Source organism: Helcobacillus massiliensis, assembly GCF_033106145.1.
GTDB lineage: Bacteria > Actinomycetota > Actinomycetes > Actinomycetales > Dermabacteraceae > Helcobacillus > Helcobacillus massiliensis.
This window is the reverse complement of the sequence record NZ_CP136959.1, coordinates 678,018-700,521: the sequence shown is the minus strand read 5'-3', so window position 1 is coordinate 700,521 and position 22,504 is coordinate 678,018. Positions and strand designations below refer to the sequence as shown.

Sequence of the window (22,504 nt, the reverse complement as noted above, 5' to 3'; positions counted from 1 at the left end):
GGTATCCTCTCATTTCTCGGCGCGCCGCGCGGTGAGGAAGCGATCGCGCCCTGTCAGGTCGGAAACGGTGCGGATCGCGGTGAAGCCGCCGACCTCCTCGAGCATCCGTCGGACGCTCTCGCCCTGCACATCGGCGTGCTCCATCACGAACAGTCCCCCGCCTCGCAGCAGCGCCGAGGCCGCCTGGGCGACGGCCCGCGGGATCTCCAGGCCGTCTTCTCCCCCGCCGAACAGCGCGGCATGCGGATCGTGCTCCACGACCTCCGGATCGCGCGGGACCGCCCCGGGCGGAATGTACGGCGGATTGGACACCACCACATCGGCAGTGCCGACATCGCCGAGGGCTCCGCCGGTCTCCAGCAGCTGCGGATCCGTCACGGATCCGCGGCGGATGTGCCACTGGCGGGACCCGTCGGCCCCTCCCCCACCCGATGCGGCGGCAGCGCGAGCGGCGGCTGGGACGGTCGCGCCGGCAGCGGCTGGGGTATTCGCGCGGGCGGCTGCCGCCACGTTCGCGCGGGCGAGGCCGACGGCGTCCTCACTGATGTCGATGCCCCACACGCTGGTGCGCGGCAGTTCGTCCACGAGCGACGCGGCCAGCGCCCCCGACCCCGTGCAGAGGTCCACGGCGCGCTCGACGCGCTCGCCGTCGCCGCGGAAGGCGAGGACGAGGTCGATGATGAGTTCGGTCTCGGGCCGCGGAATGAACACACCGGTCCGCATCTCGAGGCTGAGCCGGCGGAACGGTGCGCGGCCGAGCACCAGCTGGAGGGGTGCGCGGGTGCAGCGGCGGGTGGTGAGGCGCTCGAGCTCGGCATCGAAGCCGACCGGCAGGTCGTCGAGGAGGACAAGGGAGCGCTCGGAGCCGGCTGCGTGGGAGACGAGGGCGCGCGCTTCGGCATCCGCCGATTCGATGCCGGCTGCTTCCAGACGCGCGCGGGTGGCGCGGATCGCTGCGCCGACGCGCAGACGCACCTCAGCCATCGCCCGACCCAGCCGCGGCGATCATCGCCTCGCGGTCCGCGGCCATCAGCGAATCGACGACGGCATCGAGATCACCAGAGAGCACCTGGTCGAGGCTGTTCGCCTTGTACCCAGTGCGGTGATCGGCCACGCGGTTCTCCGGGAAGTTGTAGGTGCGGATCCGCTCGGAGCGGTCCACGGTGCGCACCTGGCTGCGGCGCGTCTCGGACGCCTCCGCCTCCTGCTCGGCGTGCACCTGGTCGAGCAGGCGGGAGCGGAGGATGCGCAGGGCCTGCTCCTTGTTCTGCAGCTGGCTCTTCTCGTTCTGGCAGGACACCACCAGCCCAGTGGGCAGGTGCGTGATGCGCACAGCAGAATCGGTGGTGTTGACGGACTGGCCGCCGGGACCGGAGGAGCGGTACACATCGATCCGCAGATTCGCCGGCGCCATCTCCTCGGCCAGCATCTCGTCCTCATCGGCCGCGTCCGCTTCGGGCACCACGAGCACGCCCACCGCGGAGGTGTGGATGCGGCCCTGCGACTCCGTGACCGGAACGCGCTGGACCCGGTGCACCCCGCCTTCGTACTTCAGGTGCGCCCAGACCCCGTCGGCGGGGCTGACGGAGCCCTTCGTGCGGATGGACATCGCCAGGTCCTTGATGCCGCCGAGATCGGAGGAGGTTTCGGTGATGATCTCGCTGACCCAGCCGCGGCGGGTTGCGAAGTGCTCGTACATGCGGACCAGTTCAGCGGCGAACAGGGCGGACTCTTCGCCGCCTGCGCCGGCTTTCACCTCGAGGATGACATCGCGGGCGTCATCGGGGTCGCGCGGGGCGAGCAGGTCCTCCAGGCGGCTGGTGAGCTCCGGCAGGCGCTTCTGGATCCCGTCGGCCTCCGCGGCGAATGAGGGGTCTTCGGCGGCGAGCTCGCGGGCGGTCTCGAGGTCGTCGGTGGCGCTGCGCCAGTCGCGGTAGGCGGTGACGATCGGGGTCAGTTCGGCGTAGCGGCGCCCCACCTTCTTCGCGGCCGACGGGTCCGTGTGCAGCGCGGGGTCCGCCATGCGCTGCTCGAGGTCATGGAATTCGTCGATGAGGGCGGGGACGGCGTCGAACACTGCGGCTCCTGGGTGCACGGGACGAAGGCGGGTGGGATGAGAAACGGCGCCGATCCCCTCTGCTGTCAGGGGGATCGGCGCCGCATCGAACAAGCTACTTGGCAGCCTTCTTGCCGTAACGGGCTTCGAAGCGTGCCACGCGGCCACCGGTGTCCAGAATCTTCTGCTTGCCGGTGTAGAACGGGTGGCATGCCGAGCACACCTCGGCCTTGATGGTGCCGTCGGTCTTCGTGCTGCGGGTGGTGAAGGTGTTGCCGCAGGTGCAGGTCACCTCGGTCACCACGTAATCAGGATGGATGTCCTTCTGCATGGGGTGTCTCCTTAGGTCAGGGGTCGCTGGGTCGAGTCGCAGGGGCGGCTCGTGAACCAGAACCGTCGTTCATTGTCCCACGGCGGGGCGGACCGCGTCACCGAGCGGGCCTGTCAGACTCGTTACACCGGTGACGCGGGTGAAGCTCACTCCCCGTTGGCGGAGCCGCGGGGCACGCTCGGCGTGGACTTCGCGACCGTCATCAGGAACTCGGTGTTCGACTGGGTCTTCTTCATCCGCTCCAGCAGAAGCTCGAGCGCCTGCTGCTGCTCGAGCTGCGCCAGCACGCGGCGCAGCTTCCACATCACCGCGAGCTCCTCGTTCTGCATGAGCGCCTCCTCGCGGCGGGTACCCGAGGCGTTGACGTCCACAGCCGGGAAGATGCGGCGCTCGGCGAGCTTGCGCTCCAGCTTCAGCTCCCAGTTGCCGGTGCCCTTGAACTCCTCGAAGATCACTTCATCCATCTTCGAGCCGGTGTCCACCAGAGCGGTCGCGAGGATCGTCAGCGAGCCGCCGTTCTCCACGTTGCGGGCGGCACCGAAGAACTTCTTCGGCGGGTACAGCGCCGAGGAGTCCACACCACCGGAGAGGATGCGGCCCGAGGCCGGGGCGGCCAGGTTGTAGGCACGGCCCAGACGGGTGATGGAGTCCAGCAGGACCACCACGTCGCGGCCGAGCTCCACCAGGCGCTTCGCTCGCTCAATGGCGAGCTCCGCGACGGTGGTGTGGTCATCGGCAGGACGGTCGAAGGTGGAGGCGATGACCTCACCCTTGACGGTGCGCTGCATGTCGGTGACCTCTTCGGGGCGCTCGTCCACGAGCACCACCATGAGGTGGACCTCGGGGTTGTTCGTGGTGATGGCGTCCGCGATCTTCTGCAGGATGATGGTCTTGCCGGTCTTCGGCGGCGCCACGATCAGGCCGCGCTGGCCCTTGCCGATCGGTGAGACCAGGTCGATGATGCGCGTGGTGAAGTTGCCGGCGGTGGTCGCCAGGTGCAGACGGCTGTCCGGGTAGAGCGGGGTGAGCTTGCCGAAGTCCTTGCGGTTGCGGGCGTGCTCGGGCGGCATGCCGTTGACGGCGTCCACCGTGACGAGCGCGGCGAACTTCGAGTGGGCGTTCTTCATGTTGCGCCCACCGCGGCCGCCACGACCGCCGCGGCCCTGGTTGCGACCGCCGCCCTGGTTCTTCTGGTTGTTGTCGTCGCCGTCCTGAGGGGCCTTGACCTGGCCGGCGATGGCGTCGCCCTTGCGCAGGCCGTACTTGCGGACCTGGTTCATGGACACGTAGACGTCGCTCTCCCCCGGCAGGTAGCCGGTGGTGCGGACGAAGGCGTAGTTGTCGCGGATGTCGAGGATGCCGGCGACGGCCACGAGGACGTCGTCCTCGTTCACCTGCTCGTCCTGGCCGCCGTTGCCGCCGCCCTGCTGCTGGTCGCCGTCGCGCCCGCGGCGCCGACGGTCCCGGGAGCGGGAGCGCTGGCGGTTGCGGCCGCGGCCCTTGCCGTCCTCGTCGTCCTGGTGGCGGCGATCGTCATCACGGCCCTGCCCGCGGCTGTCCCGGTCGTCCCGGGAGCCGTCGCCCTGGTCGCGGCGATTGCCGTCGCGGTCGGAGCGGCCGCCGCGATCACGGCGGCTGCGGCGATCGTCGCGATCATCACCGTCGCGGTCGCTGCGGTCACGGTCGCGCCCGCGACGGCCGCGGGAGCCCTGCTGGTCGTCATCACGGCGGTCCTCGTGGGAGTCTCGGCCGTCCGCTGACGCGCTGTCACGGCCGGTGCGCGGCGATTCGGGCAGCTGGATGTCCTCCACGCGGCGGGGGCGGTCGTCGCCCGCGCGGTCGGTGCCGGTGCCCTCATCGGAGGAGCGCTTGTCGGAGCCGCGCTTCGCGGAACGGCTGTCCTCGGCGTTCTCGGCCGGCTTCTGCGGAGCGGTGAACGGCTCCTGGTCCTGCTCAGCGCGTTCGCTGGAGTCGGGGGCGCCGGAGTCCGAGGCCTGGGGGCGCGATGCGGGGGCGCTCGATGCGGCGCCGCCGGACTGAATCGCTGCGATGAGCTCGCCCTTGCGGTACTTGCGGACGCTCTTGATGCCCATGGAGGTGGCGATGGCCTGCAGCTCGGGGAGCTTCTTGGCCTGCAGGTCGCTTGCGGCGGCCTGGGCGTTGTTCTCAGTCACCCGGGGTCCTTCCTTAGGTTCGATTCCCGTGGTTCTCGGCGGTGAGGAGAGCGCGGGCGTGCACACTCTGATCGAACAGAAGCGCGCAGGCAGACAGCGGCACAGGGGATTCCTCTGAGAATTCACCACCGAGTAGACATGGTTCGTGGTGCAGTGCGCTGAAACTCGCGGGCGTTCAGACCTATGACAAGGGATGGCCCGCCGGGAGAGATCCCGAGCGCGCCCTCAGAGTAGCACAGTGCGTGCACCGCCGCCTGACAGGCCGATGCGCGCGATCCGCCACTGGGCGGGGTCGTCCACCATGTCCCGAACGAGGCGCACCAGGTGTCGCGGTGCGCCGGCGGGGATGAGCACCGTCGGCCCCGCTCCCGAGATCACGGCGGGTACACCCTCCTGGCGCAGCATCTGCACCAGCGCCACACTCTGCGGCATCGCCTCCTGTCGACGCTCCTGATGCAGGCGGTCCTGCGTTGCGGTCAGCAGCAGCGAGGGATCCTCCGCGATCGCGTGCACGAACAGCGCGGCGCGCGACAGGTTGAACGCAGCATCAGCGAACGGCACCTCCTCGGGCAGCAGCGACCGCGCCGTCGACGTCGCGACCGGAGCGGCCGGGGAGATGATGACCGGGTCGAGGATGCTGGACCCGTCGGCCCCCGTCCCCACCCGCAGGCGTTCGGCGTGCGCGCGCCCGCCCTGCAGATAGGAGAGGGTGACGCCGCCCAGCAGCGCGGGGGCGGCGTTGTCGGGGTGCCCCTCGAGGTCAGTGGCGAGCTGCAGCATCTCCTGCTCGTCCAGGGCCGACGGGTCCGCCAGCAGTGCCCGTGCCAGCACGATCCCGCCGACGACCGCGGCAGCGCTCGAGCCGAGCCCGCGACCGTGGGGGATGCGGTTCGTGCAGTGCAGGCGGATCCCCACCTGCGCAGCGCCGATGTGATCGAGAGCGGCGCGCAGCGACTGCACGACCAGGTGCGCATCGCCGCGGGGGACGTCATCCGCGCCTTCGCCCTCCACGGTGATCTCCACTTCCCCGGTGGTGACCTCCAGCTCGTACTCGTCGCGCAGCTCCAGGGCGAGGCCGAAGCTGTCGAACCCGGGACCAAGGTTGGCGCTGGTGGCGGGCACCTGGGCGCGAACGCGCTCGTGGGCGATCCTCACAGTCCCATCGCCTTCGCCGCCGCGTTGATGTCCACGGGAACAGTGACCGGGGTGAGGTCCTTGTTCTTCAGCGCGGTCTCCGTATCCTTCAGGCCGTTGCCGGTGACGGTCACGGTGATCACCGAGTCCTTCGGGATGGAGCGCTCCTGCCCAGTGGCGGTGCGGCCCTCCCGCTTGATCTTCAGCAGGCCGGCCACACCGGCGGCGGAGGCGGGCTCCACGAAGATGCCGACTTCGGAAGCGAGCAGGGACTGCGCTTCGAGGATCTCCTCGTCGCTGACGGCGGAGATGAGGCCGCCGGAGGAGTCGCGGGCATCCGCAGCGAGGGACCAGGAGGCGGGAGCGCCGATTCGGATCGCGGTCGCCACGGTCTCCGGGTCGGTGATGGGGCGGCCGGCCACGAACGGTGCGGCGCCGGCGGCCTGGAAGCCCCACATCTGCGGCACGGAGCCGCTGATGCCCTTGTCGCGGTACTCCGTGTATCCCATCCAGTAGGCGGAGATGTTGCCGGCGTTGCCGACCGGCAGGACATGGATGTCCGGCGCCTTCCCGAGGGCGTCGACGATTTCGAACGCTCCGGTCTTCTGCCCCTGCAGGCGGTACGGGTTGACGGAGTTGACCAGCTCCACCGGGAACGCCGCATCGAGTTTGCGGGCGATCTCCAGGCAGTCGTCGAAGTTGCCCTGCACAGCGATCAGGCGCGCCCCGTGCATCACGGCCTGCGCCATCTTGCCGGCGGCGATCTTCCCCTCCGGCAGCAGGACGGCGCAGCCGATGCCGGCGCGGGTGGCGTACGCCGCGGCGGAGGCCGACGTGTTCCCGGTCGAGGCGCACACCACGACCTTCGCACCGTCGTTGACGGCCTTAGTCATCGCCGAGACCATGCCGCGGTCCTTGAACGACCCGGTGGGGTTCATGCCCTCCACCTTGATGTGGACCTCGGCACCAAGCATGTCGCTCAGCGTGGGCGCGTGCACAAGCGGAGTGCCGCCTTCGCCGAGTGTGAGAAGGGCGTCGTCCTCACTGAACGGCAGGTGGTCGAGGTATTCGCGGAGCACTCCGCGCCACTGGTGAGCCATGGTCATTCTCCTTCAACGCGGACGAGCGAGTCCACGCTCGTGACGGTGTCCCGGCTGCGCAGCTGCTCCAGCGCGGTCTGCATGTCCTTCTCCCCCGCCGTGTGGGTGACGATGCCGATGTGGGCGCTCGCGCCGCTGCCCTCCGGGTCGGTCGCCCCCTCCTGGTGGATGGTGCTGATCGAGATGCCGTTCTCGCTGAGGATCCCGGCGACGTCGGCGAGCACACCGGGGCGGTCCACCACGGTGAGCGCCAGGTAGAACGGGTTGGAGAGAGCGTCCAGGCCTGCGGTCGGCAGCTTGGCGTAGAAGGACTCGTCGGGCTCCTTGCCTCCGAAGACGCGGTTGCGGGCCACGGAGACGAGGTCGCCGAGGACGGCCGACGCGGTCGGGGCGCCGCCGGCGCCCTGTCCGTAGAACATCAGCTCGCCGGCGGCCTCCGCTTCCACGAAGACGGCGTTGAACGCTTCGCCGACGGATGCCAGCGGGTGCGCGTTCGGCAGCATCACCGGGTAGACGCGCGCCGAGATCGCCTCGGATCCGTCCTCGCCGGTGACTCGCTCCACGACGCTCAGCAGTTTGATGACGCGGCCCAGGCGCTCAGCGGCGGCGACGTCATCGGAGGAGATGCGGGTGATGCCTTCGAGGAAGACATCGTCCAGGTGGACACGGGAGTGGAAGGCGAGGGAGGCGAGGATCGATGCCTTCGCGGCGGCGTCCTGTCCCTCCACATCGGCGGTCGGGTCCGCTTCGGCGTAGCCGAGGCGCTGAGCGTCGGCGAGGGCGTCGTCGAAGCTCTGCCCGGTGCGGGTCATGGCATCGAGGATGTAGTTGGTGGTGCCGTTGACGATGCCGAGGACGCGCTCGATGCGGTCCCCCGCAAGGGAGTCGCGCAGGGGCCGGATCAGCGGGATGGCTCCGGCGACGGCGGCTTCGAAGGAGATGTCCACGCCGTGGCGGTCGGCAGCTTCGTACAGGGCGGGGCCGTCGGTCGCCAGCAGCGCCTTGTTCGCGGTGATGACGCTGGCGCCGTTCTCGAGGGCGTGCAGGATCAGGGAGCGGGCGGGCTCCTGGCCGCCCATCACCTCGACCACGATGTCGGCCTCTTCGACGAGGGCTTCGAGGTCGTCGCGGATGAGGGAGCGGTCCACGTGGGGGCCGCGGTCCTTCGAGGAGTCGCGCACACCGATGCCGATGATCTCCAGCGGTGCGCCGGCGCGGTGCGCGAAGTCCTTGGGGTGCTGACCGAGGAGGCGGATCACGTCGGTGCCGACGGTGCCGGCGCCGAGCACGGCGATCTTGAGCGGCTGGAGTGCGGATGCGTTCTGGGTCATGGGGTCTTCGTCTCCTTGGGTTGGGGTGTCAGCCGAGGTCGCGGGCCAGGAGGTCGTCTTCGGTCTCGCGCCGGATCATGGGGCTGACCTCGCCATCGGCCACACTGACGACAACGGGTCGGGGAACGTGGTTGTAGTTCGAGGCGAGCGAGTAGCAGTAGGCGCCGGTGACGGGGACGGTGATGATGTCGCCGCGGTGCACATCGGCGGGCAGGTACTCGTCCTTGACGACGATATCGCCGCTTTCGCAGTGCTTGCCGACCACCCTGACCACGGCCGGTTCCGCATCAGAGGTGCGGGAGGCGAGCAGGCAGGAGTAGTCGGCGTCGTACAGGGCGGTGCGGATGTTGTCGCTCATGCCGCCGTCGACCGAGACGTAGAGGCGCCGCTGGGCGGGGCCGAGCTCCACCATCTTCGTGGTGCCGACGGTGTACAGCGTCTGCGTCGAGGGGCCGGCGATGGCGCGGCCGGGTTCGAAGCCGAGCACCGGAAACGGGAGGTCGAGGTCGGTGCATTCGATGCGGATGATCTCGGCGAGGGAGTCCGCGAGCGCCGTCGGGGTGGAGGGGGTGTGCTGGGTGTTGTACATGACGCCGAAGCCGCCGCCGAGCACGAGGTGCTCGCAGGTGCGGCCGGTGGTCTCCTGGATGCGCTTGACGAGCGCGAGGACCCGTCGGGCGGCGACCTCGAAGCCGTGGGTGTCGAAGATCTGCGAGCCGATGTGGGAGTGGAGCCCGTCGAGGTGGAGACTGGGGCGCTTGAGGACGTCCTCAGCGGCGGTGAGGGCGTCTCCGGTGGTGATGGAGATGCCGAACTTCTGGTCCTCGTGGGCGGTGGCGATGAACTCGTGGGTGTGGGCCTCCACGCCGCTGGTGACGCGCAGCAGGACGTGGGCGGTGGTGCCGAGGCGCTCGGCGATGTCGGCGACGCGGTCGATCTCCTCGAGGGAGTCGATGACGATGCGGCCGACGCCTTCGGTGAGCGCGCGTTCGATCTCGGCGTCGGACTTGTTGTTGCCGTGGAGGGTCATGCGGTCGGCGGGCATGCCGCCGCGCAGTCCGACAGCCATTTCGCCGCCGGTGCAGACGTCGAGGCCGAGGCCGTCCTCCGCCATCCAGCGGGCGATACGGGTGGCGATGAACGCCTTCGCGGCGTAGCTGACATGGGCGCCGTTCAGGGGTGCGAAGGCGGTTTCGAACGCATCCTTGAAGGCGCGGGCGCGAGCACGGAAGTCCTCTTCGTCGATGACGAAGGCGGGTGAGCCGACCTGCTGGAGGATGGCGTGGGCGCTCACGCCGCCGATCTCCAGAGCGCCGTCGTCGCCGCGGCGGGTCTGCTGGGAGAACAGGCCCGGGATGAGGGCGTTGACATCAGCCGGGTAGGGCAGCCAGGTGGGGGCTGCGTCATTGCCGTGCAGGGCTCCGGCTTCGTGTGCGCGCATGGGTCTCCTTTGTGGTCGGCACCGCTCCGTCCGGATCGATGTCGCTCCATCGTAGGGAGCGGGCGCCTGGCCGTGAGATGGGTGTCCACACTGCGGCTCCGTGGTCGTGGCGGGCCGGTGGCCGACGGGGCGGGCCCGGCCTGGTTCAGCCCGTCGTCTGGGGCCATTGGTACGCTCACAGCGAAGGCTGTAGGAGGTTCACCACATGCACAAGCATGAGCTCGTCGTCGTCGCCAACCGACTCCCTGTTGACCAGCACGTGGCCAGTGACGGCACCCGTTCGTGGGTGACGTCCCCGGGTGGTCTGGTCACCGCGATGAAGTCGGTGATGGAGGATGTCGACTCCGCCGCCTGGGTGGGCTGGCCGGGCCTCACGGATGAGGCGATCGAGCCGTTCGAGGCCGACGGGATGAGCCTCTTCCCGGTGTTCCTCACCAACAGCGAGGTGGAGAAGTACTACGAGGGCTTCTCCAACGGCACCCTATGGCCGTTGTACCATGACGTGATCGCGGACCCGAACTTCCACCGCACCTGGTGGGACGCGTACGTCGATGTGAATCGGAAGTTTGCGGCGGCGGCCGCGTCCGTTGCGGTGCGCGGCGGCACCGTGTGGGTGCACGACTACCAGCTGCAGCTGGTGCCGGAGATGATCCGCGCGCAGCGACCCGACCTGAAGATCGGGTTCTTCAACCACATTCCGTTCCCGCCGTTCGAACTGTTCGCACAGCTGCCCAAGCGCAACCTGGTGCTGCGGGGCCTGCTGGGCGCGGATCTCGTGGGCTTCCAGCGGGAGCGCGACTCCATCAACTTCATGACCTGCGTGCGGCAGCTGCTGGGCTACCGCTCCGCTGAGCACGAGATCCACGTGCCGGGGATCGGCGTGGAGCCGGACCGCACCGTGGTGGCGCGCGCGTTCCCGATCTCGATCGACACCTCCGTGTACGACCGCCTCACGAAGGACCCGGCGGTGCTCAAGCGCGCGGAGGAGATCCGCGCGGAGCTCGGCAATCCGAAGAGGATCGTGCTGGGCGTGGACCGCCTGGACTACACGAAGGGCATTCGACACCGCCTGAAGGCCTACGGCGAGCTGCTGGCCGAAGGCGCGGTGGATCCGCACCTGGTGACGATGCTGCAGGTCGCGACCCCGTCCCGCGAACGCGTGGATGCCTACCGGCAGCTGCGTGACGAAGTGGAGCTGACGGTCGGCCGCCTGAACGGCGACTTCGCGCCGCTGGGCCGGCCCGCCATCACCTACATGCACCGCTCCTTCAACCGGGAGGAGATGACCGCCCTGTACATGGCGGCGGACGTCCTGCTGGTGACGAGCCTGCGCGACGGCATGAACCTGGTCGCGAAGGAGTACATCTCCTCCCGGGTGGACTGCCAGGGCGTGCTGGTGCTGTCGGAGTTCACCGGCGCCGCGGATGAGCTGCGCGCCGCCACGCTGGTGAACCCGCATGACATCGATGAGCTGAAGACCGCGATCCTGCACGCCCTCGCCATGTCCCCCGATGAGCAGCGCGCCGCCATGGAGTCGCTGCGCCGGCAGGTGGAGAACAACACTGTGCAGGACTGGGCCGATGACTTCCTGTCGGTGCTGAGCGAGGGCGGGGAGCGCAACTCGAGCCCCCACATTCCGGAGGTGCGCCTCAGCGGGGAGACTGCTCCCCCGCTGGAGGAGCTGGATGAGAGCGTTGAGCGGTTCATGTCGATCCCACGGGTGCTCATCGCCTCCGACTTCGACGGCGTCCTCGCCCCGATCGTCGCGCACCGCGATGATGCGCAGGCGCTGCCGGACTCGCTGGCGGCGCTGCGCGGCTTCGCCGACATCGACGGGGTGAACGTGGCCCTGGTGTCCGGGCGCACCCTGGAGGACCTGGACAGCCGCACCCACATGCCGAGCTCGGTGGTGCTGGTCGGCTCCCACGGTGCTGAAGTGGGGGCGCTGCCCCGCGATATGGACGCGAGCGTGCTGGACGGTGCGTCGCTGTCGATGAACCCGCAGCGCACCGCTCTGCTGCAGTCGATCAGGCGGACGCTGGAGAAGATCGCGCTGAAGTTCCCCGGCACCGAGGTGGAGGTCAAGCCGTCGGCCGCGGTGCTGCACACCCGCAACGCCCGCGGGCGCGGTGGTGTGAACGCGACGGAGGCCGCGCTGGAGTACGCGCGCACTCTGCCGGATGTTCGGGTCACCCCGGGCAAGGCCGTGGTGGAGTTCTCCGTCATCCCCGCCACGAAGGGGGAAGCGGTGGAGACCCTCGCGCGGGCGTGCGCCGCCGATGCGTGGCTGTACATCGGTGACGATGTGACCGACGAGTCCGTGTTCGCCCGCGCGGAGGAGGACGACATCACCATAAAGGTGGGTGAGGGCGATACGGCGGCGCAGTTCCGCCTGGAGAGCCCGGAGGATGTCCGCTCGTTCCTCGTGGATCTGTCCCGTTCGCTGCGGACGAGGACGGGACGTTCGGACTCCTGACGACGCTGTGACCAATAATCACCGTTTGGTCACACACTGGTGCGGTGCGAGTATCCCCAATGCAGCGCGAAGGCACTCCCCATCGAACAGACGAGTGAGACCTCCACGTCAGAGAAGCCCGTCAGCCCCTCACTCCGAAACCTCGCGAGGGGCGTGGCCTGGTCTGTGCCGGCCGCCGTTGTGTCCGTCGCGGCACCGGTCTACGCAGCCTACCGCTACCCGAACCCGGTCGCAGGGTCGAACTGCACCGCGGCGTTTGATCGGATGCCGGCTGACGCACCAGGCACAACTGGGGACCCTCATGAATTGACGCTCAGAGTGAATTCCGTCGGCGCGAACAACCTTCCGGCTGATGCAGTCGTGACCGACGTTCGCGTCACCTGCACCGTCCAGCAGTCAGCGTCCAGCACGAAGTCCGGGCCTGGGATTCCGGCCTTCAACGCTCCCGGTGCCACCGCCAAGGGCAGCGCGTGAACCCCAACACCGGGTGCAGGTCCTTCACCTTCGGTGTTTCACCGGGGCTGGATGTCTCTTACGTGGGGGACACCTCGCCCGGAATCACCGCTGCGACCGGCGACACCAACCACTGCTGATCTGACTCCCGCGACAGACGGAAGCACAACGAAAGGCCCCTCACCACTGATTGCTGGTGAGGGGCCTACTCGTAGCGCCCGCGACAGGATTCGAACCTACGACCTTCTGCGTTCAGGTGAGCTGCGGGCCATCCGTGTCGGCGGGCGGAACCAGTGGAGAGTTTGCGAGGCCGAGTTGGAGGCCTACATCGAGCGTGCTTACGCCGCCACGGCAGAGGAGCTGAGGATCAGCGCTACGCCTCGCGCTTCCAGCTGATCGTTAAGGGGCTCTTCCCGATTCGTGGTGATGGGGAGCGTCGCGTCGCTGGCGTAGAACGGCTCGTGGCCCTGCTGTGATGGGTGTTGTCAAGACATCCACATCCCAGAGGACCACGAGCCTGTGCACGAGAATACTGGTTCGCAGCGCGATGCTGCGAGCACGATCTTCAACCTGCCCAACTACCGCGTCATCGACGCCACCGACCTGCCCGACGGGGACCGGCGGGTGGTGATCACCTCGACCGTCACGCCGGGCTGTCCGGTCTGCGGGGTGCTCGCGACGAAGGTTCACTCGCGCCGGTCACCCGAGTTGGACCTCTCTGGGAGATGAACGCTGATTCTGTCGATGTTCCTCCTGGTCAGGGCCGTGCCGGAGGTCGTGGGTGACACACTAACGGCATGGTGTTTCTGCGGAAGGTGAAGACGGCGTCGGGTGCGACTGCGGTGCAGATCGCCGAGCGGCGGAACCGTCGGGATGTGGTCCTGGAGCATCTCGGGTCGGCTCATACCGAAGCCGAGCTCGCCGGCCTGATGGAGGCGGGTCGGGAGAAGATCAACGCTGGTCAGGGCGTCCTCGACCTGGGGACAGCAACGTCGACGAGCCCCGCGACGATCACGTCGAAGCAGTCCCGGCTGCTGCTAGAGACGCTGCAGTCCGCGTGGGCGGCGCTGGGGTTCGACGTCATCAAGGACGAGGCGTTCTTCCAGCTCGTCGCCGCGAGACTGATCGAGCCGACCTCGATGAGCGACTCCGCCAGAGTGCTGACCGAGGTTGGGATGGACCCGGTGCACCGCTCGACGATGAAGCGCTGCCTGGCACGCGTCGCCGAGCGCGAGTACCGCGACCACATTGCCACGAAGTGCTTCGAACACGCTGCCACCAGCGGTGACATCTCGCTGGTCCTCTACGACGTCACCACGCTCTACTTTGAGGCGGAGCACGAGGACGAGCTGCGGAAGGTCGGCTACTCCAAGGAACGCCGGGTCGATCCGCAGATCGTGGTCGGCCTGCTCGTGGACCGGGGCGGGTTCCCGTTGGAGATCGGCTGCTTCGAGGGGAACCATGCCGAGACCCGCACGATCGTCCCGATCATCAAGCAGTTCCAGACCCGCCACAACCTTGCCGACATGGTTGTGGTCGCTGATGCCGGGATGCTCTCCACCGCCAATCTGACGGCGCTGGACGAGGCGGAGCTGAAGTTCATCGTCGGCTCAAGACAGGTGAAAGCGCCGGGTGACCTGGCGAATCACTTCCACTGGAATGGGCATTGCGTTCACCGATGGGCAGTTGATCGACACGATCACCCCGCGCCACGGCAACACCAGGACCGAGCGGAAGAAGAACCGGCGGGAGCCGGTCTGGGACCCCGAGCAGCATCCCGGGCACTGGCGGGCCGTCTGGGCTTACTCCCGCAAACGCGCAGTCCGGGACGGACACACACTCACTGCGCAGGAGAACCGGGCCCGGGCCGTGATCGACGGGGACGCGGCGGTGAAGTCGACCCGGTTCGTGAAGACCACTGCGGCCGGTCGCACCCTCGACGAAGCCTCTCTCGAGCGAGCTCGGCGCCTGGTCGGATTGAAGGGCTACGTCACCAACATCCCCGCCCAGGTCATGCCGCCGGCAGAGGTGCTCTCGAGCTATCACAACCTCTGGCACGTCGAGCAGTCCTTCCGGATGAGTAAGACAGACCTGCAGGCCAGGCCCATATTTCACCGGCAACGCGACGCGATCGAAGCCCACCTCACCATCGTGTTCACGGCCCTGGCGATCGCCCGCTACCTGCAGCACAAGACCGGGTTCAGCATCCGCCGGATCATCCGGACACTCCGTCCCCTCCAGGACGTCACTATCACCATCGCCGGGCAAAAGATCACCGCGAGCCCCGAACTCACCGACGACGCCCGACACGTCCTTCAGCGAGTGACACACTAAAGAGGTCCAAGTCAGGTCGGATGCTCCTTCGGTCAGGCGTGCGGGGTCAGGGGTGGCCGGCCGGTGCGACGCGCCGGTGGTGCGTCCGCGAACAGGTCCGGGCACTCCCGGGCTCACCAGCCCTCGGTGCGCTCTTTGAGCTCACGGTAGGCCGCCAGCACCTGCGGTGTCGCCTCCGCGCCGACGGTGCGACTGCCGGTGATCTCCCAGTGCGGCGGCTCGTCGGTGCTGGCGAGCGCCCAGGCGGCCTGGCGGGCTGCTCCGAGTGCGACGTACTCGCCGCTCGGGGCGATCTCGACCTCGCGGCCGAACACGGCCGGGGCCAGTTCCTGCACGGCGCGGCTGCGGGCCCCGCCGCCGATCAGCACGATCCGGGCCGCAGCGGTGCCGGTGACGTCCTCCAGGGCCGCGATGCCGTCGGCCAGGGAGCACAGCAGGCCTTCCACGTAGGCGCGCGCCACGTCCTCACGGGTGGTGGAGGCGCTCATTCCCGTGAGGGTGGCCCGCGCGGTGGGGCGGTTGGGGGTGCGCTCCCCGTCGAAGTAGGGCAGCAGGGTCACCCCGCCCGCCCCGGGCTCTGAGGCGAGCGCGAGCCGGGAGAGCTCCTCGTGGTCCACGCCCAGCAGGGCACGGCCGGCCTCGAGGATCCGGGAGGCGTTGATGGTGGTGGTCATCGGCAGGAAGCGCCCGGTGGCGTCGGCGAAGCCGGTGACGGTGCCTGAGGCGTCGTCGGGCCGGACGTCCGTGACCATGGCGCACACACCGGAGGTGCCGATTGAGACGGAGACGTCCCCCGGGCCGAGCGACAGCCCGAGGGCCGCGCCCATGTTGTCGCCGGTGCCGGCCGCGATCGCGGCGCCTCCCGGGGTGCGCGCCATGACCTCCTGCGGCGTCGACGGGAGGCGGGGCAGCTCCAGGGCGTGGCCCAGGGCGCGCTCGGCCAGCTCAGGCGCCCAGGCCTCGGCGCGTGTGGAGTAGTAGCCGGTGCCGGAGGCATCGCCGCGGTCGGTGAAGGCGTCCCCTCCCCCGGCCAGGTGACGGGAGACGTAGTCGTGCGGGAGCATCACGGAGCGGGCGCGCGCTGCGCTGTCGGGCTCGTTGTCCCGCACCCACCGCAGCTTGGAGGCGGTGAAGGAGGCCACCATCAGGCTGCCGATCTCACCGACGCACTGCTCGGGCCCGCCCATCTCCTCGATCAGTGCCTGCGCCTGCGGTGCGGAGCGGGTGTCGTTCCACAGCAGGGCGTCGCGCACCACGCCGCCGTGCTCGTCCAGCAGCACCATGCCGTGCTGCTGGCCGCCCACGGCGAGGGCCTCGGCCCGCTCCAGGAGGGGACCGGCCGCCTCGTCCACCGCGTCCAGCCAGGCACGGGGATCGACCTCGGTGCCCTCGGGGTGGGCGGCGCGGCGCTCGTCCTGCACCTCGCCCGTCTCGGCGTCGACCAGCAGGGCCTTGGTGGACTGGGTGGAGGAGTCGATGCCTAACACGAAGGGCATAGTACTTTCCTTCCCTACATTCCCCAGCTCCGCTGAGCTGGCGCTTCAATCTTGTGTTTCATGCCATAGTGGCAGAGGGACCGCCCGCATTCTCGACGCCACCCTCCTCAGCGCTCGTCTCTGCAGTTAGCCTCGTGATACCCATTCCCGTCGCAGCCAGAACAATTGCAACTAGGACCCCCGCCCAGTTCTGAACCGCCCACGGCAGATAATCGAGGGTTGCGACGCCTAAGGTGCCCGCCATGTAAGCCCCCGCCGCAGTCCAGGGGAGGATAGGTTCGATCACGCTTGCGGCGTCCTCAATCGTTCTCCCCAGCACCTTCGGGTGAACTCCTCGCTTGATGTATTCGGGACGGAAAATCTCACCGGGCAGAATAATTGAAATCTGCCCGTTGCAAGTCACCCCGATTGTCGTCAAGCAAGTGACGATCGTCGCTCCTACCAGTCCGAAAATATTCTTGACGCCTGCCAACAGCTTCTCGACCATCACCTGCAGCGAACCGGTCAGATCGATGATACCCGCGAAGGCGATAGCGCAAAACGCAATGAGCAGCGTGCCCATCATGGAATTCATCCCTCCACGATTCAGAAGCGTCGCGAGATCCTCCCCGCCCGACACAGCATCAAACCCCGCCCGTTCAATCATCTCTAGGTTGAAGCCGTTGACGATCGCGCCCACGGTGTTCTGCAATGAGATTCCCTGAAACACCACCGCGTTGATCATCGCGAGAGCGGCGGCGGACAACATAACAGGAATAGTCGGCATGCGGAGAAGTGAACCCGCAAAGACAACTATCACCGGCAAAACGACCAGTAGATTGAAATCAAACCCTGAGGAGAGGGAGGTGAGCATGCCGTCTATGCTCTCCGATGAAATTTCGCCACTCCCTTCATTGTTCAGCCCCACAAAGAGAAACGCCAGGGCGGAGATAATATATGCTGGAAGTGTCGTCCATAGCAGGTTAGCAATGTGCTCATAGAGGTTGACACGCGTAATCATCGACGCCAGGTTCGTAGTGTCCGAAAGCGGCGACATCTTATCTCCGAAATACGCACCGGCCACAACAGCACCTGCAACTGAGGCAAGATTCGCATCCATGCCGATCGCAACGCCCATGAAAGCGACTCCTACCGTCCCGGCAGCCCCCCAGGACGTTCCGGTCGCCAATGCGACTATTGATGTCACCAAAAGAGCTGTCAGACCGATAAATTGGGGGCTAATGATCCTCAATCCCCAGTAGATCATCATTGGGATTGTGCCGCCAGCCATCCAGGCACCAATTAGAAGGCCTACGCAGATCAGAATGAGGATCGCAGGCCACGTCTTTTTCATTTTAACCGCGATCGATTCAACCATATCGTTCCAGGTCCAGCCGAGGAACTTGGCGACCACCGCTGCAACAGCCGCTGAAAGGATGATCATAGGCTCGGCATTGAGACCAAAGGCAATGTAGCCAACGCCGAGGAATATCATCATTGCGAATATGGGAATGAGAGCGACCAACAGCGTCGGCTTCCTGCGCCCATGCTCATCGGGATTGATGTGTTGAGTCTCGGGGGCCGGCTCTTCACCCAGTTGATCGACGTTGTTCATTGGGTTCCTCTCTCGCGGAAGCGCGTCTCTGTGCGCTTTGAATTAATCCGTGTGCGCTGATCCGCGCGAATCGCAAGATGCTGGGCAGCTGGGAGCATTCATCTTGGACCGCGCTGTGATAGGTGCCGTACTAACAAGCCTGCGTAGCACCTCTTGAAGTCGGTCGCGGGGAATACCGAGGTTCAAACGTAACCATCCAGAGTACTCTTCTCCAAAGTCGGAACCGAAACCTGGAATAACCTTGGCGTCTCGAACGAACCATTTCCGTAGTGCATCCTCATTGCCAACGCTACGCGCGTCTATCCACAATAGGAATGTTCCGCCCGCCGGAACCGGTCGCAGGCCGGGCAGTTCCTGTCGTAATACTTTCCACGCGAGATCAAATGATGCTTGAAGCTCTAACTGTGTGCGATCCAGCCACTCATCACATTGACTCCATGCTATTTGCGTCGCGCGTAGACCAAAAATATTAGCATTATGGAATCCCGCCCGCCTAAGCGATCCGCGCAACCATTGTGAAGTTTCAGTTCGCGAACAGACAATTGCGCTCGTCTCGAGTCCTGCGAGATTGAATGCTTTTCCTGGAGCGATGCAACTGATCCATTCCTGCCCCTCCCCCGCGACCAGCGCAAAGGGCGTATGGGTGCCATGCCGCACGGAGTCAGAATGCACCTCGTCAGAGACGACCATGACCCCGGCGGCTTCGCACATTCTTGCTATTTGCTCAAGTTCATGGCGAGGCCAGACGGTTCCTGTCGGATTGTGCGGCGAGCAAAGTAAAAGCATGTCCGCACCAAATATAACGGATTCCAGGTTTGCTAGGTCTACGGACCATACGTTACCCTCTTCAACGAGGCGAGATGTACGGATTGCGCAGCCATTGCGCTTTAGGACTTCGAGCGTGGGAGAGTATTGAGGGGACATCGTAACGACAATTGGCGGCGCCGGGAAGTACTCACGGGCTATGAGAGCGAGGAGATGTACTACGCGCGGCACCATCACCACCAGATCCATATTTACTTCCCACCCGTGACGGCGTAAACACCAGTCGTGCACGAGGCGTGGGAAATCCTCGAAGGGCTCTGTGTATCCGTACGCTCCGGTCTGTGCGAGGCGGGTCAGTTCCTCGCATATTGGCGCCGCGGTCGGGAACTGAAGTTCAGCAACGTTGAGTGGGATGTAATCGTATTTGCCTTCGCGGATCAGATGGCCCCATACAGAGCTGTTGAGCAGGTTCGGCTCGATCATCGGGGTGCGCCTTTGCATTGATTCGTTTGGTGTCGCGTGCGGAGTGTCCGGTTAAAAAATCCACAGGCAATTCGGTCTCTTGGATGCTTCAGGCCCGGAAGCCGAGCAGGTGCTGCATGGCCAGCTGGTTGAGCCGCACGAAGCCGTAGTTGCGCGCACCGGCCGCGTCCACGTCGAAGTCCTCGTAGGTCGAGCGGTCCGCGAGCAGGTCCTCCACGGACTCGCCCTCGCCGAGGGTGGGCTGGGCCAGCTCCTCGATGCCCGAGTACGCCAGCGCCTCCTGCACCTCGGGGTCCTGGCGGAAGGCCACGGCCCGCTCCTTGAGCATCAGGTACATCTCCATGTTGGCGTACGCGGAGTCGTACTGGCCCTTCTCGTGCTCGGTGCGGGAGGGCTTGAAGTCGAAGTGGCGAGCGCCTTCGTAGGCGCCGGGCTTGGACGGGAAGCCGTTCTCGAGCAGGTCGACGGTGAAGAAGGCACTGATGAGATCGCCGTGACCGAACACGAGGTCCTGGTCGTACATGGGCCCGTGCTGGCCGTTGAGGTCGATGTGGAAGAGCTTGTCGGCCCACAGCGCCTGCGCGAGGCCGTGGGTGTAGTTCAGGGTGGCCATCTGCTCGTGGCCGGTCTCGGGGTTGATGCCCACGATGTCGCCGTGCTCCAGCTTCTCGATGAAGGCCAGGGCGTGGCCCACGGTGGGCAGGAAGATGTTGCCGCGGGGCTCGTTGGGCTTGGGCTCCAGACCGATGCGCAGGTCGTAGCCCTTGTCCTTGATGTACCCGGCAACGGTGTCGATGCCCTCGGCGTAGCGCTGGTGAGCGGCGAGCAGGTCCTTGGAGCCGTCGTACTCCGATCCCTCGCGGCCGCCCCACATCACGAAGGTGGTGGCGCCGAGCTCGGCGGCGAGGTCGACGTTCGCCAGCACCTTGCGCAGGCCGAAGCGGCGCACGGAGCGGTCGTTGGAGGTGAAGGCGCCATCCTTGAACACCGGGTGGGCGAAGGTGTCGGTGGTGATCATCTCGATCACCAGGCCGGTCTCCTCGGTGAGCTTCGTGAGCTCATCGATGATCTGCTGACGCTCCTGAGGGGTGGCGTCGAAGGGCACCACGTCGTTGTCGTGGAAGGTGAAGCCCCAGGCGCCCATCTCGGCGAGCCTGCGGATGTGGGCGGACAGCTGCAGCGGCGGGCGGGTCGCCAGGCCGAACTGGTCGCGCGCCTCCCAGCCCGTGGTCCACAGGCCGAAGGAGAACTTGTCGTCACGGGTGGGGATCGGGGCTGTCATCGTCGGGTCCTCCGCTGCTCCGGGGCGGCCTCGCCACCCCTTAGTTAGTTTGCGTTACTTACTATAGACATGGAATCCTGGGGAGCACGAGCGGCAACGGACTCTGGGGGAAGAGATGCAGTCCACGCACCTGCGCGAGCACAACCTCTCGACGATCCTGCGAGCGGTCGTCTCCTCCCCCTCCCCCTGTCCCGCGCGGCACTGGCCAAGCAGACCCGCCTAACCAAGCCCACGGTCTCCAAGCTCGTCGAGGAGCTGATCGGCGCGCACCTGATCCAGGAGGACGCACCGGTCAGATCGGGGGCCGGGCGCCCCATGGTCCCGCTGCTCCCGGCCATGGACACCCTGGCTGCGATCGGCATCGAGGTGGCGGCGGATCACGTGGTCTGCCTGGCCGTCGACCTCGCCGGTCGCACTCTGTCCCGCCGCACGGAGTACGTGAGCGTGACCTCCGCCACCACCGAGGACGCGATCTCCTGCTGCGCGCGGCTGATGGACCAGGCGCGCGGCGAGGTGGGGCATCTGCCGATCGCGGGCGTGGTCGCTGCGATCCCGGGCCGCATCGCTCCGGACGGCGATCACGTACTGTCGGCCCCCAACCTGGGCTGGGACCGGGTGCCGTTCGTGAGCCTGCTGCGGGAGCACCCGGCTCTCGCCGATCTGTCCGTCCGGGCGCAGAACGACAACCGCCTCTCCGTGCTCACCGAGCTGGACCAGCGCCCCGGGGAGTCGTTCATCTACATCCGTGGCTACACCGGTGTGGGCGGGGCCGTCGTGATCGACGGGGAGCTGCTCGACGGCGTGCACGGCTGGGCCGGCGAGTTCGGCCACACGGTGGTCCAGCCGGGAGGTGACCGGTGCCTCTGTGGGCGCCGAGGCTGCCTGGAGGCCTACATCTCGTACCACTCGCTGCGCGAGCGCGCCGGCCTCGGGGACGACGTGCTGATCGACGATCTCATCGACGCCCTGGCCCGCAGCGGGGACCGGGCCGAGGTCATCGGGACCATCGGCCGCTCACTCGGCCTCGCGGTGGCCAATGCGATGAACGTGCTGGACGTGTCCACGGTGGTGCTGTCCGGGTACCTCGCTCCCATCGCGGAGGAGATCTCGCCCGTGGTGCGGGAGACCGTGGATCGTCATGCTCTGGCGGCCGAGGCGGGCCCGATCACCCTCGAGCGCTCCGACGACCTCGAGGACCCTGCCCTGCGCGGGGCCGCTCGCGCGGCCCTGCAGCCGGTGCTCTCCGCCCCCGGGCGCTGGATCGAGCGCGCGGCCCGGTCTCACATGGACGCGTAGCGCGAGCGCAGGATCGAGTAGATCCCGTACAGGATCAGGCCCACGCCCACCACGACCAGCAGCACGGTGCCGGCCGGCAGGGTCGCCATCTGCTTGATGGCTCCGTCCATGCCGGTGGCCTTCTCCGGATCGGCGCCGATAGCGGCCCAGCCGAACAGCACGCCCACGCCGACCAGCGCCAGGCCCTTGGCCACGTACCCGGCCACCCCGGTGACCACGACGGCCCTGCCCACGTTGCCGCCGCCGGTGGCCTGCAGGTCCTCCTCGAACTTGCGGGTGACGCCCTTGACGATGTGGTAGACGCCGATGCCGATCACTGCCAGCCCCGCCACGGCGATCAGCACGCGCCCCACGGGTGAGGGACAGGGCTGTCTCGAGAGGCTTGGGGTCAGGGGCCGTGCCCTGTGCCAGTTGGGTCAGCAGCTCGGCGTTGAGCTCGGTCTCTTGTGTGTCCCAGGGGTTCCCGGTATCGGGCGACTCCTGGAAGAAATCGTCGATGCGCATGGGTCCATCATCCCTTGGGCAACCCACATCCAAGCGCCGGCGCGTTGCGTATTGCGTACCTCAGTGCGTACATGTCCACTCTAGCCAGGCATGAAGAAGGCCCCTGGTCTGCGTTTCCGCTGACCAGGGGCCCTTTCTTGTGCCCGCGACAGGATTCGAACCTACGACCTTCTGCTCCGGAGGCAGACGCTCTATCCACTGAGCTACGCGGGCAACGCGGTCCAGTCTAGCAACGCCCGGGCCGCTGGACGCCC

At 67.2% G+C, this 22,504-nt stretch carries 17 protein-coding genes, 1 tRNA gene and 1 pseudogene; 5 read left to right on the top strand and 14 right to left on the bottom strand.

The window, feature by feature from the left end; genetic code table 11:
• Positions 1 to 9: 9 nt before the first annotated feature.
• The 8 genes from R3I40_RS03270 to lysA all read right to left on the bottom strand — a co-directional run bounded on the left by R3I40_RS03270 (position 10) and on the right by lysA (position 9,567).
• Positions 10 to 984 (bottom strand): N5-glutamine methyltransferase family protein, encoded by a 975-nt coding sequence (locus tag R3I40_RS03270; RefSeq protein ID WP_239375042.1) that lies wholly within the window; start codon positions 982 to 984, stop codon positions 10 to 12.
• Entirely contained in the window at positions 977 to 2,023 is a 1,047-nt protein-coding gene (gene prfA, locus R3I40_RS03265; RefSeq protein WP_396349487.1) for a peptide chain release factor 1, read from the bottom strand. The genes R3I40_RS03270 and prfA overlap by 8 nt, the downstream gene beginning before the upstream one ends.
• A 148-nt stretch (positions 2,024 to 2,171) precedes the next feature.
• A complete protein-coding gene (gene rpmE, locus R3I40_RS03260; RefSeq protein WP_183373900.1) occupies positions 2,172 to 2,387 on the bottom strand; it encodes a 50S ribosomal protein L31 in 216 nt (71 codons plus the stop codon).
• 146 nt (positions 2,388 to 2,533) lie between these two features.
• Entirely contained in the window at positions 2,534 to 4,561 is a 2,028-nt protein-coding gene (gene rho / locus R3I40_RS03255) for a transcription termination factor Rho (RefSeq protein ID WP_239375044.1), read from the bottom strand.
• A gap of 225 nt (positions 4,562 to 4,786) precedes the next feature.
• Entirely contained in the window at positions 4,787 to 5,716 is a 930-nt protein-coding gene (thrB, locus tag R3I40_RS03250) for a homoserine kinase (RefSeq protein ID WP_183373896.1), read from the bottom strand.
• Positions 5,713 to 6,795, bottom strand: coding sequence for a threonine synthase (thrC, locus tag R3I40_RS03245; RefSeq protein WP_239375046.1), 1,083 nt, complete (start codon positions 6,793 to 6,795; stop codon positions 5,713 to 5,715). The genes thrB and thrC overlap by 4 nt, the downstream gene beginning before the upstream one ends.
• A 2-nt stretch (positions 6,796 to 6,797) precedes the next feature.
• Positions 6,798 to 8,126 (bottom strand): homoserine dehydrogenase, encoded by a 1,329-nt coding sequence (locus tag R3I40_RS03240; RefSeq protein ID WP_239375048.1) that lies wholly within the window; start codon positions 8,124 to 8,126, stop codon positions 6,798 to 6,800.
• Positions 8,127 to 8,154: 28 nt separating this feature from the next.
• Positions 8,155 to 9,567 carry a diaminopimelate decarboxylase gene (gene lysA, locus R3I40_RS03235; RefSeq protein ID WP_183373890.1) on the bottom strand — a complete coding sequence of 471 codons (1,413 nt, stop codon included), beginning with the start codon at positions 9,565 to 9,567 and terminating at the stop codon, positions 8,155 to 8,157.
• Between the two features lie 205 nt (positions 9,568 to 9,772).
• Between lysA and R3I40_RS03230 the strand changes: the two genes are divergently transcribed.
• The 4 genes and pseudogenes from R3I40_RS03230 (at position 9,773) to R3I40_RS03215 (ending at position 14,830) form a co-directional block, all read left to right on the top strand.
• Positions 9,773 to 12,043: a bifunctional alpha,alpha-trehalose-phosphate synthase (UDP-forming)/trehalose-phosphatase gene (locus R3I40_RS03230; protein ID WP_239375050.1), complete on the top strand. Its 2,271-nt coding sequence runs from the start codon at positions 9,773 to 9,775 to the stop codon at positions 12,041 to 12,043.
• 525 nt (positions 12,044 to 12,568) lie between these two features.
• The gene (locus R3I40_RS03225) at positions 12,569 to 12,892 is read left to right on the top strand and encodes a helix-turn-helix domain-containing protein (protein WP_317700097.1); all 324 of its coding nucleotides are present in this window, start codon (positions 12,569 to 12,571) and stop codon (positions 12,890 to 12,892) included.
• A gap of 123 nt (positions 12,893 to 13,015) precedes the next feature.
• The gene (locus R3I40_RS03220) at positions 13,016 to 13,225 is read left to right on the top strand and encodes a hypothetical protein (protein ID WP_239375052.1); all 210 of its coding nucleotides are present in this window, start codon (positions 13,016 to 13,018) and stop codon (positions 13,223 to 13,225) included.
• A 68-nt stretch (positions 13,226 to 13,293) separates the two neighbouring features.
• Positions 13,294 to 14,830 (top strand): annotated as a pseudogene (locus R3I40_RS03215) (IS1634 family transposase).
• Between the two features lie 113 nt (positions 14,831 to 14,943).
• On the opposite strand, the gene xylB reads toward R3I40_RS03215, so the two are convergent.
• From xylB to xylA, 4 genes are all read right to left on the bottom strand, one after another.
• Positions 14,944 to 16,326, bottom strand: coding sequence for a xylulokinase (gene xylB / locus R3I40_RS03210; protein WP_239375055.1), 1,383 nt, complete (start codon positions 16,324 to 16,326; stop codon positions 14,944 to 14,946).
• Positions 16,327 to 16,384: 58 nt separating this feature from the next.
• Positions 16,385 to 17,920: a Na+/H+ antiporter NhaC gene (gene nhaC, locus R3I40_RS03205; protein WP_285262049.1), complete on the bottom strand. Its 1,536-nt coding sequence runs from the start codon at positions 17,918 to 17,920 to the stop codon at positions 16,385 to 16,387.
• 42 nt (positions 17,921 to 17,962) lie between these two features.
• Positions 17,963 to 19,168, bottom strand: coding sequence for a MalY/PatB family protein (locus R3I40_RS03200; protein ID WP_239375060.1), 1,206 nt, complete (start codon positions 19,166 to 19,168; stop codon positions 17,963 to 17,965).
• Between the two features lie 88 nt (positions 19,169 to 19,256).
• A complete protein-coding gene (gene xylA / locus R3I40_RS03195; RefSeq protein ID WP_239375062.1) occupies positions 19,257 to 20,450 on the bottom strand; it encodes a xylose isomerase in 1,194 nt (397 codons plus the stop codon).
• 336 nt (positions 20,451 to 20,786) lie between these two features.
• Here xylA and R3I40_RS03190 point away from each other — a divergent pair, with 336 nt between their 5' ends.
• Entirely contained in the window at positions 20,787 to 21,746 is a 960-nt protein-coding gene (locus R3I40_RS03190) for an ROK family protein (RefSeq protein ID WP_317700094.1), read from the top strand.
• On the opposite strand, the gene R3I40_RS03185 is transcribed toward R3I40_RS03190, so the two are convergent.
• Entirely contained in the window at positions 21,731 to 22,090 is a 360-nt protein-coding gene (locus R3I40_RS03185) for a DUF1206 domain-containing protein (protein ID WP_239375065.1), read from the bottom strand. The two genes, R3I40_RS03190 and R3I40_RS03185, sit on opposite strands and share 16 nt — an antisense overlap.
• 300 nt (positions 22,091 to 22,390) lie before the next feature.
• Positions 22,391 to 22,463: transfer RNA gene (locus R3I40_RS03180), tRNA-Arg, on the bottom strand.
• Positions 22,464 to 22,504 lie beyond the last annotated feature (41 nt).